The sequence below is a fragment of the Falsiruegeria litorea R37 genome, assembly GCF_900172225.1.
In the GTDB taxonomy this organism is placed as follows: domain Bacteria; phylum Pseudomonadota; class Alphaproteobacteria; order Rhodobacterales; family Rhodobacteraceae; genus Falsiruegeria; species Falsiruegeria litorea.
In genome coordinates this window covers 640,206-653,250 of the sequence record NZ_FWFO01000001.1, presented here as the reverse complement: position 1 = coordinate 653,250, position 13,045 = coordinate 640,206, and the positions used below count along the sequence as shown (strand labels likewise).

12 protein-coding genes are annotated in these 13,045 nt (G+C 59.1%); 3 read left to right on the top strand and 9 right to left on the bottom strand.

Going from position 1 to position 13,045, the window contains the following annotated elements; genetic code table 11:
* Position 1 precedes the first annotated feature (1 nt).
* Both TRL7639_RS03365 and dctP read right to left on the bottom strand, forming a co-directional pair.
* Positions 2–520: a TRAP transporter small permease gene (locus tag TRL7639_RS03365; protein WP_235820243.1), complete on the bottom strand. Its 519-nt coding sequence runs from the start codon at positions 518–520 to the stop codon at positions 2–4.
* Between the two features lie 77 nt (positions 521–597).
* A complete protein-coding gene (gene dctP, locus TRL7639_RS03360) occupies positions 598–1,587 on the bottom strand; it encodes a TRAP transporter substrate-binding protein DctP (RefSeq protein WP_085794365.1) in 990 nt (329 codons plus the stop codon).
* A gap of 420 nt (positions 1,588–2,007) precedes the next feature.
* Here dctP and TRL7639_RS03355 point away from each other — a divergent pair, with 420 nt between their 5' ends.
* The 3 genes from TRL7639_RS03355 to TRL7639_RS03345 all read left to right on the top strand — a co-directional run bounded on the left by TRL7639_RS03355 (position 2,008) and on the right by TRL7639_RS03345 (position 5,008).
* Positions 2,008–2,919, top strand: a complete 912-nt coding sequence (locus tag TRL7639_RS03355) for an MBL fold metallo-hydrolase (protein WP_085794364.1) — start codon at positions 2,008–2,010, stop codon at positions 2,917–2,919.
* Between the two features lie 3 nt (positions 2,920–2,922).
* Positions 2,923–3,870, top strand: a complete 948-nt coding sequence (locus tag TRL7639_RS03350) for an MBL fold metallo-hydrolase (RefSeq protein ID WP_085794363.1) — start codon at positions 2,923–2,925, stop codon at positions 3,868–3,870.
* A gap of 76 nt (positions 3,871–3,946) precedes the next feature.
* Positions 3,947–5,008 carry a YeeE/YedE family protein gene (locus TRL7639_RS03345; protein WP_085794362.1) on the top strand — a complete coding sequence of 354 codons (1,062 nt, stop codon included), beginning with the start codon at positions 3,947–3,949 and terminating at the stop codon, positions 5,006–5,008.
* Here the strand turns inward: TRL7639_RS03345 and hemA are convergent, their stop codons facing one another.
* From hemA to soxB, 7 genes are all read right to left on the bottom strand, one after another.
* Positions 5,009–6,226: a 5-aminolevulinate synthase gene (hemA, locus tag TRL7639_RS03340; protein ID WP_085794361.1), complete on the bottom strand. Its 1,218-nt coding sequence runs from the start codon at positions 6,224–6,226 to the stop codon at positions 5,009–5,011.
* The gene (locus TRL7639_RS03335; RefSeq protein WP_085794360.1) at positions 6,226–6,654 is read right to left on the bottom strand and encodes a DUF302 domain-containing protein; all 429 of its coding nucleotides are present in this window, start codon (positions 6,652–6,654) and stop codon (positions 6,226–6,228) included. Before TRL7639_RS03335 ends, hemA begins: the two co-directional genes overlap by 1 nt.
* Positions 6,655–6,745: 91 nt before the next feature.
* Positions 6,746–8,011: an NAD(P)/FAD-dependent oxidoreductase gene (locus TRL7639_RS03330; protein WP_085794359.1), complete on the bottom strand. Its 1,266-nt coding sequence runs from the start codon at positions 8,009–8,011 to the stop codon at positions 6,746–6,748.
* A 25-nt stretch (positions 8,012–8,036) separates the two neighbouring features.
* Complete coding sequence (locus tag TRL7639_RS03325) at positions 8,037–8,744, bottom strand: c-type cytochrome (RefSeq protein ID WP_085794358.1); 708 nt, start codon at positions 8,742–8,744, stop codon at positions 8,037–8,039.
* A 3-nt stretch (positions 8,745–8,747) separates the two neighbouring features.
* Positions 8,748–10,052, bottom strand: coding sequence for a c-type cytochrome (locus TRL7639_RS03320; RefSeq protein ID WP_085794357.1), 1,305 nt, complete (start codon positions 10,050–10,052; stop codon positions 8,748–8,750).
* Entirely contained in the window at positions 10,036–11,310 is a 1,275-nt protein-coding gene (soxC, locus tag TRL7639_RS03315; RefSeq protein WP_085794356.1) for a sulfite dehydrogenase, read from the bottom strand. Before soxC ends, TRL7639_RS03320 begins: the two co-directional genes overlap by 17 nt.
* An 18-nt stretch (positions 11,311–11,328) precedes the next feature.
* Positions 11,329–13,026: a thiosulfohydrolase SoxB gene (gene soxB / locus TRL7639_RS03310; protein ID WP_085794355.1), complete on the bottom strand. Its 1,698-nt coding sequence runs from the start codon at positions 13,024–13,026 to the stop codon at positions 11,329–11,331.
* Positions 13,027–13,045 lie beyond the last annotated feature (19 nt).

Below are 13,045 nucleotides of genomic sequence, written 5' to 3'. Positions count from 1 at the left end.
ATCAATGCTCCCCGGAATCTGAGTGTTGCGGGTTGGTTTGCCCTGCCCAAACCTGGTAGATTTCGACAAGTGCTTGCAGGGCCAACAGGCCAAACCCAACCCAGATCGCTGACTGCGTGAACATCTTTGGCACAGCCAGATAGCTGTCGGTCGTGTGTCCCGCCAGCGTGGATTTCAACCAAATGTCCCAACCATACTTCGCAGCAACGCACCCAAAAAACACAACAACCAACAACGAGAACGTTTCCACAAGCCGTCGACCCAGCGTGTCCGGGTTGCGAAATGACAGATCGATAATGATGTGTTGGCGGTGTTTGAGGACATAGGCCGTTGCCGCAAATGTCCCCCAAACCTGAAAGATCCGTGCGATTTCATCCACCCATACCGTTGGGCTGGTCAGCGCATATCGCATGAAGACTTCGTAGGCCACAAAGAGCCCAACTGCGAAAAACATCCATCCGGCGATGATACCGAAAGTTTCGGACACCCCGTCTACGACTTTGGCAATGGTTTGTAACATCACGATTTTCCGCTCTTGACGCAAATACAAAGCCGGGCCAAGTCAGGCCCGGTTTGTCTTGGCTGCATTCCACGTCGTTACATGCCCGAAACGGCAGAGACGACCTGAGCTGCCGTTTCTCCGGCATCGTTCACAAAGCGTTGGGCAACACTCGACGTTGCATCTACCCATTGCTGACGCTCTTCTTCGGTAAGCTCAATGACTGTCATCCGACTGCGCATCTCTTCGACAATCGAGTCCTCTTCGGCATAGATTGCGTCTCGCAACTGTTGTTCAACGGTTGCTGCGGCATCCAGAACGATCTGCTGATGGTCAGAAGACAGGCTTTCAAAGAATTCATTGTTCATGACAGCCACAAATTCGATGGCGCTGTCGTAAGACAGCGTCATGTGATCCATGACTTCGTGCAATTTGCGAGATTTCACAGCAGAGGCACCGGTCATGCCCACATCGACAGCGCCCTGTTGATATGCCAGAAACTGCTTTGACCCCGACATAAGCGTTGGTGCACCGCCAAGCGCCTCAACAGTCCAGCCGAGTACCTTGCCATAAGTTCGCACCTTTTGATTGCTAAGGTCTGCAGGCGTACGGATCGCTGTGCCGTTGGACAGATAGACATTTCGTCCAAAGGCCTGCCACCAAAGAACTTTGGCCCCAGTCTCTTTGAGAACGGCGGCATCAAGGACATTGCGCATTGGCGAACCTGTCGCGACAGCGGCCCTCAAATGTGCTTCATCCCGGAAAAAGAACGGCAGGTTCACAACATCCACAGCAGGGACGGCCCCGGTGAAACGGCCCAAGAACGCTGATCCCGCCTCAACAGCGCCCGAGCCAACAGCTCCCGGGACCTCTTTGTCCTTGAAAAGCTGCGCGGAAGGGAACAATTGCACGGTCAGCTCACCGCTGGATTTCTCTTCGATGATCTCCTTGAATGCGTTCCAATTTTGTCCGAGGGAATGAGTTTCCGGCAGTTGCAATGTGACCCGGATTGTTGTCTCGGCCCGCGCCAACATTGGCGACACTGCGATGACAGCTGCCGCCAACATAGCTTTGAAATGATGTTTCATTTCCTTCTCCCACTTCATTTCTTTGAACTGACATGAAAGCTTTACCGGGCGCTCATCATCACGACAAATCAATTGGTAAACCTCAACCCCGGTCGTTGAATTCTGTCGTCCAGTGAGGGATGAGCGCATCTCAACCACTCAAAACACCCCACCACGCAGTGCTTGTGACAGGAGACGTAGCAGCATTGCCAGTGCGTGCTGCCGGCGCAAGATTTGGTCGCACGTGGTATAGCCCCCCCAAAAAAATCCAGACCGCGCCTAAACCCTATTTACCGCAATCGTTTACCATTGGCTGACGCCCAACGGCAGGAAACCCGCTGTGACCGAGCCTTCTGTCTGCCATGCCATCACCCTCACAAATGTCTTGCTGCGCGCAAACAATAAATCATATTCTAATGTGAGAATTATTGGGAATCGAAAATGCGTTTCACAAGACGACAACTCTTCCGCGCCGGTGCAGGTGCCGCCGCCTTGGGCCTGGTTTCCCCGCGTGTCTGGGCAGAGCTTGCAATCGGAGACAGCCGCGTGTCGACGGTCAGCGACGGCTCGTTGATGCTGCCGGGCGATTTCATCTTTCAGCATATGCCCCAAGAAGAACTCGCCACCCTGCTGCACCAAGCCAATGTTCCGCGCGACCGGTTGCAGCCGGAATGCAACGTGACCCTCTATCAAGGGGGCGGCAATACGGTGTTATTCGATGTCGGCTCTGGCCCTGATTTCATGCCATCCGCTGGCAGCGTCGTCGAAAACCTCGACGCCATCGGGGTTGCCCCGGACGATGTGACCCATGTGGTGTTCACCCACGCCCATCCGGATCACATCTGGGGGCTGCTGGATGATTTCGACGATCCAGTCTTTGCCAATGCAACCTATATGATCGGTCGGGATGAGTGGGATTATTGGTGGGACCCCGACACCGTAAACACCATCGGAGAGGCACGCGCGGCCTTTGCAGTGGGGGCCAAACGACGGCTCGAGGCCATCGAGGAACAGATCGAACGCTTTGACGACGGGCAGGAAATCTTGCCGGGTATCGCGGCGGTCGCCTCCTACGGGCATACTCCGGGCCACATGAGCTTTGAGGTGCGTGATGGTAGCACAGCGGCTCTGATCGCAGGCGATGCGATCGGCAATCACCACGTGGCCTTTCGCAGGCCCAACTGGCCGAGTGGCTCGGACCAAGATGCAGCGCTCGCGGCACAGACCCGCCAAGCTCTGTTCGACCGGATGCTTGCCGACGAACTCTCGCTCATCGGGTTTCATCTACCGAATGGGGGCATCGGGCGGGCCGAGAAAGCTTCGGACGGATACCGTTTCATACAGGACATTTAATAAATGAGAACACTTGCTTTTTTGCTGGCCGCCAGTATCGCCATGCCCTCGTGGGCGGACGAGGATATCGCGGATCAATACCCCGGCTCGATGCTCTATTCAAAGCCTGTCGAAGTGATCCCCAATGTCTGGTCCGCCATCGGGGCCACCGCCCCGCCGACTTATGAAAATGCAGGCCACAACAACAACCTGAGCTTTGTGGTCACGGGCGATGGTGTCGTGGTGATCAATGGCGGTGCTGCGCATGGGTTGGCCAAGGCCCTGCATGACGAGATCAAGATGATCACCGATCAGCCAGTGAAAATCGTGGTCAATGAAAACGGTCAAGGCCATGCAATGCTCGGAAATTCGTATTGGTCGGAACAGGGCGTCCCGATCGTGGCCCACACGGATGCCGCCCACGAGTTCGAGGAGTATGGCGCGCAGATCCTGCAAGGCATGCAGCGCTACAACCAGGACAAGGCCGAAGGGACGTTTCTGGCCGGACCGACCGAGACCTTTGACGATGAATACATCATCGAGATGGGCGATTACCGACTTGAGGTGCGCTATCTTGGCCCGGCACACAGCCCCGGTGACGTGTCCGTCTGGCTGCCTGAACAAAGCCTGGTGATTGCCGGTGACATGGCATTTCACGAGCGGATGCTGCCGATCTTTGGCGACACGATGACGGCCGACTGGCTGGACACCTGGGACGCCGAGTTTGAGCCCCTGAACGCCACCTATGTCATCCCCGGTCACGGCCATCCGACAAACATGGATCAGGTGCGCCGCTACACCAAGGACTACCTGGTCTATCTGCGCGCCCAGATCCGCGAGCACATCGACAACGGCGGCGAACTGGCCGACGCTTACTACGTCGATCAGACCCCCTACAAGCATCTCGATACTTACGACGAACTGGCGACCAAGAATGCGGGCCGCGTCTATGAGCAGATGGAGTTTGAATAGCGCCAATTGAGCCACATCAAAGCCCGTTGGGCTGCGCTGTGGCATCCCTGCCGGAACGGGAAGAGGTCGCGAATTCATGCTGGAAACCCTGATCGACCAATACGGAGAAGGCTGGCTTTTGCTGGCCGCAGGCGCGATCATCGGTCTGATCTTTGGGGCCGCCGCGTACCAGTCCCGCTTTTGTCTGCGCGCCGCTTGCGCCGAGGTCGCCGACGGCGTCTTGGGCCCCAAACTGGCGATCTGGCTGACCGCGTTCTTTGCCGCTCTGGCCTCGGTTCAACTGGCGATCTTGGCGGGTGTCCTGGATGTTTCCAACGCCCGGCAGATCGCAGCCACAGGCAGCCTGTCAGGTGCGATCCTGGGCGGGTTGGTGTTCGGAACGGGCATGATCCTGGCGCGAGGCTGCGCAAGTCGCCTGCTGGTTCTGTCAGCCTCGGGCAACCTGCGCGCCATTGTGACAGGCCTGGTTCTGACGCTGACAGCACAGGCATCGCTGCGAGGAATCCTGTCCCCTTTGCGAGAGGACCTGAGCACACTCTGGACCATTCCTGGCGGTCCTGACCGGGTGCTGTTTGACCCGCACGAACCAATGTTCTTTGCCGTGGTGGCCCTTGCCACGCTTGCCTTTCTGACGGCCCTTTGGTTTGGGCGCCAGCGCGGATTGACACCTTTGGAACTGGGGGCCGCAACCATTGTCGGTCTCGCCGTATGCGGCGGATGGGTAATGACCTATGCGATCGCCAGTGCCTCGTTCGAGGTCGTGGCCGTGCAATCGGTGACCTTCACCGGCCCCTCCGCCGACACGCTCATGGCGCTAATCAACGAAAGCTCGATCCCTTTGACCTTTGGGCTGGGTCTGGTGCCCGGCGTCTTTCTTGGCGCAATGACCATCGCACTCATCAAGGGCGAGGCCCGCATTCAGAGGTTCGAGGCGGACCTGCCGATGGAGCGGTATCTGATCGGTGGGGTTCTGATGGGGTTTGGCAGCATGTTGGCTGGAGGGTGCGCCGTGGGTGCAGGCATGACCGGTGGCGCGATTTTCGCGCTCACCGCATGGGTCGCGGTGTTTTCCATGTGGGTTGGCGCCGTCACCACCCATACCGCGCTGAACCTTGCGGCCAGGCGTCGAAGCGCCTGACTACTGTGCCGCCAGCGGCTGACGGGCCAGTTCGCACTGCGCCCAAAGGGCCTCCAACGCGTCGATCAACACATCGATGTCCGCGTCCGAATGCACCGGCGATGGCGTGATCCTGAGGCGTTCGGTTCCCTTTGGCACGGTTGGATAGTTGATCGGCTGGATGTAGATCCCGTAATCACGCAGCAGAATATCCGAGATGTATTTGCACTTTATCGGATCGCCCACCATCACCGGAATGATGTGACTGGGGTTCTCCAGATGCGGCAAGCCGATGGCATCAAGCCGCTGCCGCACCTGCGCCACGCGGGACTGATGTGCCTGCCGCTCGACACAGCTTTGCTTGAGGTGCCTAACCGAGGCCGCGGCACCCGCCGCAATCGCAGGTGGCAACGCAGTGGTGAAGATGAAGCCAGACGCAAAGGAGCGAACGAAATCGCAGAGCTCGGTCGAGGCCGCGATATAGCCACCCACGACGCCAAAGGCCTTGCCAAGGGTGCCCTCGATCACCGTCAAACGATGCGACAGCCCCTCACGCTCGGCAATCCCACCGCCGCGTGGCCCATACAGGCCAACGGCGTGCACCTCATCGAGATAGGTCATCGCACCATAGCGATCCGCCAGATCACATATCTGCGCGATGGGGGCGATATCGCCATCCATGGAATAGACGCTTTCAAAGGCAATCAGCTTGGGGCAATTGGCAGGCAAGGCGGCCAGTTTCGCCTCAAGGTCAGCAACATCATTGTGTTTCCAGATCACCTTTTGCGCGCGGCTATGGCGGATGCCTTCGATCATCGAGGCGTGGTTCTTTTCATCCGACAGCACGACGCATCCAGGAATACGCGCCGCCAAAGTGCCCAGCGCGGCCCAATTCGATACGTAGCCCGAGGTAAAAAGAAGCGCAGCCTCTTTCCCGTGCAGGTCGGCCAACTCGGCCTCGAGCTCGACATGGGCATGGGTGGTGCCGGAAATATTCCGCGTCCCCCCGGCCCCGGCACCGCTGCGATCAATGGCATCGTGCATGGCGGCCAGAACCTTGGGGTGCTGGCCCATGCCGAGGTAATCGTTCGAGCACCAAACCGTCACATCACGGTTCAGGTCGTGGCTTTTGGCACGGGGAAAGGCGCCTCGTTGCCGCTCGAGATCGGCAAACTGGCGATAGTTGCCTTCGTCGCGCAACTGGTCCAGCTCAGCCCGAAAGAACCCGTCGAAATCCATCACTGATCGGCCGCCTCGGCGACGATCTTGGCGAGCAGACCCTCGACCTTTTTCATCGGCCCCTCAGGGTAGGGTCGATAACCGATCATCACTTCGCCCTCACGCTCGGCCACGAAGATGCCATAGGGGCAGTGCATGATGTTCATCGGATCCGCCTCCATCATCTCGCGCGACAAGACCGCCGAGCAGAACAGGAAAACATCAGCCGCCGCAAAGATCTGTGCATCGCTGCCAACATCGGCGCCGGTGCGGTTCAGCATCTCGCCGACGTGGCTGACATAGTCGATCACCAGCCCCTCGCCCACGATGGCGCTTTCGACCGCAAATGTCGCGTCGTCAAAGGAGCCGTCAAAGGGGACGGTTACCGGCCCTTCGGCCCAGGCCGCCGAGGCCAACCCCATCAACAGTGCAAAACTCAACGCTTTCATGTTCTTTCCTCCTGTTCCGTCGCCACACTTTGGCATCCCTTGTCGCCCCAGTCCTTGAGCCATGTCAGAGACCGGGACGACAGGGGGGAGATCACCCAAGCATGTCGGCTGTGATGCCCGAATACCAACCCTCAGATTCCTGATAGGTTGCCTTGCGCACATCCGCGCTTTCGCCGGTTTGTGAGATGAACCCGTCCACCTTGGCAATCTTGTCCGGCGTGGCCTCATAGGTGGCGCCTACCTTGACCCCATCATCAGCAGCGATCAGCGACCAGCAGGTGTTCGAGAACTTGGCCGGGAACACCTTTGACCCCGTCAATGCACCGCGCACGGCATTGGCGCACACCTTGGCCTGGCTGTTGGCCGAAAAGCCCGATTTCGGCATGTCGCCCTGTTGCGATGCATCGCCCAGAACGTAGACATCTGGATCCGCCTTGGTGGACATGTCGGCAGCATTCACCGGCGCCCAGTTGCCATCGGTGACACCGGCGATATCGGCAATGCGGCCTGCCTTCATGGCTGGGATGACATTGCAGACGTCGACCTTGGTTTCTTCACCATCAATGGTCACGGTCATGGCGCTGGCGTCCACGCTGACGTTGTCACCGCCAAAGTCCTGACCAATCCAATCGACCATCCCCTCGTAGTGGTTGGCCCAGCCTTCCTGGAACAGCGCCATTTTCGAGAATTTGGGCTTGGGGTCGGCCACGATGATCTTGGCCGTCGGATTGTTGGCCTTGAGGTAATGCGCCACCATCGAGATCCGCTCATACGGACCCGGCGGGCAGCGGTAGGGGTTCGGGGGCGCCACCATGGCAAAGACCCCGCCTTCGGGCATCGCCATCAGCTGCGCCTTGAGCAGTTCGGTTTGCGATCCGGCCTTATAGGCATGCGGCATCGCGTTTTGCGTGGTAACGTCCCAACCCGGCACGGACATGTCGACAAAGTCGATACCGGGGCTGAGGATCAGCTTGTCGTATTTGATCTGCGCACCACCCGCCAGCGTCACAGTCTTGGTATCACGATCAACACCCACGGCCCAATCGTGCACAACGTTCACACCGCTGGCCGCCAAGCCACCATAACTGTGACCCAGATCGCTCATCTCTTTGAACCCGCCCAGATAGAGGTTCGAGAAAAAGCAAGTGTAATAGGTCCGCGTCGGTTCGATCAGGGTCACGTCAACCGCGCCCTTGCTGTCTTTCGCGATGTAGCGAGCTGCTGTTGCGCCGCCTGCTCCGCCACCGATCACGACGACGCGGGGTTTGCCGTGTCCATCGCCTAACACCATCGGGGCCGCCAACGTGGCCGATGCGGCAACCGTTGTTCCCAGGAACGTACGTCTGTTCAGTTTCATGTCGCGTTCTCCTCCCACTGGAACCTCAGTTATCGAGGTTCTTGAAGTATGCCGCCAAGGCGGCGATCTCTTCGTCGTTCAACCGCCCCGCGATCATCTGCATGACCGGGTGCTGGCGTTGCTTGTTCTTGTAGGCATGCATGGCCACGACAAACTCGTCCTCGGGCCAATAGACGATCGACGGGATGCCATCATCGCCGCCACTGGCCTGATGACAGGTCGTGCATTCGCTGCTCAGGTATTCGCCGTATTCCGGATCGCCCTGGATCGCCAGGATCGCCGGGTCGATGTCGTGATCCGTTGGGGTTGCCGTTGGATCAGCCTCGGGGATGTTGGCCGGATCATCCGAAAACGCCCGCAAGTAGGCGATCACATTCTTCCGGTCGGTCTCATCTTTCAGCCCACGATAGCTCATCCGAGTGCCGGATGCGTATGAGCGGGGGTTTTCCAGAAAGGCATCCAGCGTTTCGGCATGCCATTCCAGCCCGCTGGCACCGGCTCGCTGGAAGCTTTTGGAGTATTTGAAGTCCTCAAGCCCTGCGGCAGCACGGCCAAAAAGCCCGTTCAGATGCGGACCGATGCGATGGTTCGCCCCGGCACCGACCTGATGACATCCCTTGCATTGGGAATAGACCTTGGCGCCAGCCTCGGGGTCACCGAATTCATCGGCATTTGCCGGGGCCCCGATCAGAGCCGCCGCAACCGTTGAGAGCACCCAAGAGCACCGCGTCATGGGTCAGTTCCCGAACGTTGCCAGATAGGCGTTGATCGCTTGCAGGTCGCTGTCCTTTTTCAGGCCCGAGAACGACATTTTGGTGCCTTTCATGTAAGCCTTTGGCTTGGACAGGAACTCGGCGAGCGATGCCTCATCCCACACGCGGCCTTCTTCCAGCGCAGTTTTGAACGTGTTGGAGTATTTGAACCCATCGACCGAACCAAAGGTGCGCCCAAACAAGTCGTTCAGATGCGGGCCCGTCTTGTTCTTGGCCCCGTCGCCAACCTGGTGGCAGGCCTTGCACTTCTTGAAGACCTTTTTACCCGCTTCGATCAAAGCGTCGCCATCATCAGCCTTGGCAGGCTCTGGTGCGGGCTCAACCGCAGCTTTGACCGGTTTCGGCGCAGCCTCGGGGATAAACGACGGGCCATCTGCCGAGAAGCTTGGGAGCCCTTCGACCTTGGCCGGGTTCATCATGGAATTGGTGCCACCCTCGGGCGGGGTCTCTACCAAAAAGACCGAGCGCATGGTGATCTCAACGGCGTCCTTGCAGTTCTCCATGCACGGCTCGGCCCGCCAGGTCGCGTATTCAAGATCAGGCCGGTCGTCGACGACAAAACCGTCCTTGTTGTGCATGTCAAAGTCGGCCAAGTTTTCGTTGCTCAACTCGAATTCATCATCAATCAGATCGTTGGAATACAGGATGTAAGCGACGATCGCATAGGTCTCGTCCGGGGTCAGAGTACCCGCTTCACCAAAGGGCATCGACCGATAAACATAGTCATAGACTGTCGAAAGATGCGGCCAGTACGAGCCTACGGTCTTGACCGGATCTTCGTCTGCCAGCGTGTCGAAACCACCGGCCAGAACCGGCCAATTGTCGACACCTTCGGCGAAATCCCCGTGGCACGAGGCGCATTTGTCGGCAAAGACCTCTTCCCCATCAAAGGCGTTTCCACTGCCCACCGGCAGGCCCCGCCCGTCGGGCAGCACGTCCACGTCCCAGGCTGCGATCTCTTCGGCCATGGCCACGCGGCCCAAGCCATAGGTCCCGTCCATCTGGGGTGCGGGTGACGTCAGGTTGGTGCCCTTGGCGGCCTGCTCCTGCGCCTCGACCACGGCGAGTTCCAGCGCCGTGATGCGCTCGGCTTCGGCCTTGGCCTTGTCGCTGGCAGTTGACACGCGCGCCTCCGCCTTTTCGACGCGATCTTCGAGCAGCGCGATGGTGTCGGCGCCATAGTTGCGGGACGAAAACCCGTAGGCGGCCCCAAGCATCAGGGCGATCCCGCCGATTGCGGGGAGCACAAGGTTAGGAGACTTCGACATTCTCAGCGATCCCTTCTGCGTTCACGTACCAGGTTTGGATACAGTTGTTGTGATAGACAGAGTTTTCCCCGCGCTGATCGCGCAGTTGGTCCTTGGTTGGCTGGACATAGCCTGTTTCATCCATCGCACGCGATTGCAGCAGCATCGGCGCGCCGTCCCAATCGGTGTCCAGATAAAAGCGGGTCAGCGCCTTGGTGTCGCCCTGCTTGCCCAAACGCGCGGTTTCCCAAGTGATCCCACCGTCCTTGGAGACATCCACACGGGTGATCTGACCATGCCCGGACCACGCCAAGCCGGAAATCACCATCGGCCCCTTGCCGTGGGTGATCGGCATCTGCGGGCTGGGAGAGGTGATGACCGATTTGGCATCCATCACCCAAGTCCATTTGCGCGCGGTCCCGTCCTCATAAACGTCAGTGTATTTCGAGGTCTCTTCGCGGCTTTCGACGGCGGCATCGGTCACTTCGACCCGACGCAGCCATTTGACCCACATGTTGCCTTCCCAACCGGGCACAACCAGGCGCACGGGATAGCCGTGCTCCATCCGCAGCGCCTCGCCATTGGCTTTGAAGGCCACCAGCACATCGTCCAGCGCCTTTTCCATCGGGATTGAGCGACCGTTCGACGACGCATCAGCGCCTTCGACGTAGACCCATTTGTCTTTGAAATCGCCCGCAGCGCCAAGCCCGGCTTCGTTCAACAGCGCGCGCAGCGGAACGCCGGTGTATTCCATGTTGTGGATCATACCGTGGGTGAACTGCACGCCATTCAGCTGAGCGCCCGCCCATTCCATACCTGTGTTGGCTGCGCATTCGCAGAAATAGACATGGTTTTCGCGCGGGAACCGTTCCAGATCCTCATAGGTGAACACCAGGGGCCGGTCGACCAAACCGTTGATCATCAGACGATAGTCGCCTTTGGTCAGCTCGATGGCACCTGAATGGTGCCGCTCGAACGCGCAGCCCTGGGGTGTGATCGTGCCATCCAGCGCGTGAATGGGGGTAAAGTTGATCGACGAAATGGGTGAGGCGGTCAGCCATTCCACATTGCGCCGGATGACGTCAGCCTCAAACCGGATCGGCAGGCCGTAGGGGGTTTCGTCCACGCCCGCGCCTGTGATCGAAGCCCAATCCTGCAATTCGGTGATCAGCGGGTCGGGGGTACCAGCAGCCGCCGCACCAGCGACCGAGCCCACCGCGGCGGCTGCCGTGCCTTTCAGAAAGGCGCGGCGAGAGGTTGATTTCACGGGTTCATCCATCTCTCATCTTCTCCATCGTCAAACGCCGATAACTTCGACGCTGTTGTTGTCTTCGACCCGGACGGTGCCCAGCTTGCGCACGTGGTTTTCCACCACATCCCAGATCTGAGGCCCTTCGGTGCCCTCATTGACCGAGGCCCAACCGGCCACGACGTAGGACCGTGCCGGATCAATCGGCTCGCCGGTTTTCAGCAAGGTCATGTTGGAAATACGCGAGCCCTGCGGCTGCCCCACATCGACGCGGTAGCCAAGACCACCTGTGCGCACCATGTCACCGCCCTGCTGGTAGTAGGGATCGGGGTTGAAAATGTTGTCGGCCACGTCTTCGAGCACGACCTTGAGGAACTCGCCGGTCATTTCGGTCCGGTACGCCTCGCCATAACTCATGGATGTGACGTTCCAGATATCTTCACGCGTGATGTCCTGACCGGGTACCAGCGACGGCCCCCAGCGCACACCCGGGCTGAGCGCGATCTCGGCCTCACGCTCGGACAAGAGCGCGTCACAGATCAGGTCATCCCAGGTGCCGTTGAAGTTGCCACGGCGGTACAGCAGGCTGTCGGTCTGACCGATCACCTCGGTCATCTGATCCAGATAAGGCGCGCGTTGTTCGTCGATCAGGGCCGTCATTTCAGCGTCTGGCGTGATCACGTCCGAGAAGATCGGGATCAACTTGTGGCGATAACCCATCATCCGGCCATCGCGCACATCCAGATCAACCCGTGACACGAACTTGCCGTTCGAGCCTGACGGAACAATGATCGTATTCCCGACCACGGCCGGTTCGGGCAACGCATCGTGGGTATGGCCCGACAGGATCACATCAATGCCCGGCACCACGCTGGCCATCTGCTTGTCGACGTCAAAGCCATTGTGGCTTAGGACAACAACGCAATCGGCACCTGCTGCGCGCACCTCTGCAACCATCGCGGCCATGTTCTCGTCGCGGATGCCAAACGAGTATTCCGGGAACATCCAACGCGGGTTTGCGATCGGCATATAGGGGAAGGCTTGCCCGATGACGGCAATCTTGGAGCCGCCGCGTTCAAACATCTTGTAGGGCGGGAACAGATCAGTGGGTTCGTCCCATTCAGCATCAAAGATGTTCTGGCCAAGGGCAGCAAACGGCAGGCTTTCGACCAGTTCGTTCACCCGCTCCGATCCCAGCGTGAACTCCCAATGGAAGGTCATGGCATCGGGGTTCAGGGCGTTCATGACATTGACCATGTCCTGCCCTTGGGTGTGATAGCAGGTGTAAGAGCCGTGCCAGGTGTCACCACCGTCCAGCAGAATGGCGTCGGGCCGATCCGCGCGGATCGCCTTGACCACAGTTGCTACCCGATCCAATCCGCCAACGCGGCCATACATGTCCGCCAGCGCCGAAAAGTCGCCCGAGCTGAGCGCATAATGGCTGGGCGAGCCATCCGCGATACCATAAAGCTTGCGGAAGTCGGCACCGGTCACATGGGGCACCGCGCCCTTGTTGCCGCCAACGCCCAGATTGACCGAGGGTTCGCGGAAATAGATCGGCTTGAGCTGCGCGTGAATGTCGGTGATGTGGATCAGCGAGACATTCCCGAAGGTATCAAACTCCAGCAACTGATCCTGTGTCAGCTTCTGCTGCGCCGCCAACCTGGCCCAGTTGCCAAAACCCGACGCCCCGACAATGGCCGAAGCCGCCATGCCAACCTGTAGGAAATCCCGCCGCGAAATCATGTGCACCTCTTTCATTACA

Excerpts from the sequence above, each read along its gene's own strand:
- TRL7639_RS03350 (WP_085794363.1), top strand. The coding sequence starts at position 2,923 with ATGAGAACACTTGCTTTTTTGCTGGCCGCCAGTATCGCCATGCCCTCG.
- TRL7639_RS03355 (WP_085794364.1), top strand. The coding sequence starts at position 2,008 with ATGCGTTTCACAAGACGACAACTCTTCCGCGCCGGTGCAGGTGCCGCC.
- soxC (WP_085794356.1), bottom strand. The coding sequence starts at position 11,310 with ATGGATGAACCCGTGAAATCAACCTCTCGCCGCGCCTTTCTGAAAGGC.
- TRL7639_RS03335 (WP_085794360.1), bottom strand. The coding sequence starts at position 6,654 with ATGAAAGCGTTGAGTTTTGCACTGTTGATGGGGTTGGCCTCGGCGGCC.
- dctP (WP_085794365.1), bottom strand. The coding sequence starts at position 1,587 with ATGAAACATCATTTCAAAGCTATGTTGGCGGCAGCTGTCATCGCAGTG.
- TRL7639_RS03345 (WP_085794362.1), top strand. The coding sequence starts at position 3,947 with ATGCTGGAAACCCTGATCGACCAATACGGAGAAGGCTGGCTTTTGCTG.
- soxB (WP_085794355.1), bottom strand. The coding sequence starts at position 13,026 with ATGATTTCGCGGCGGGATTTCCTACAGGTTGGCATGGCGGCTTCGGCC.
- hemA (WP_085794361.1), bottom strand. The coding sequence starts at position 6,226 with ATGGATTTCGACGGGTTCTTTCGGGCTGAGCTGGACCAGTTGCGCGAC.
- TRL7639_RS03320 (WP_085794357.1), bottom strand. The coding sequence starts at position 10,052 with ATGTCGAAGTCTCCTAACCTTGTGCTCCCCGCAATCGGCGGGATCGCC.
- TRL7639_RS03330 (WP_085794359.1), bottom strand. The coding sequence starts at position 8,011 with ATGAAACTGAACAGACGTACGTTCCTGGGAACAACGGTTGCCGCATCG.
- TRL7639_RS03365 (WP_235820243.1), bottom strand. The coding sequence starts at position 520 with ATGTTACAAACCATTGCCAAAGTCGTAGACGGGGTGTCCGAAACTTTC.
- TRL7639_RS03325 (WP_085794358.1), bottom strand. The coding sequence starts at position 8,744 with ATGACGCGGTGCTCTTGGGTGCTCTCAACGGTTGCGGCGGCTCTGATC.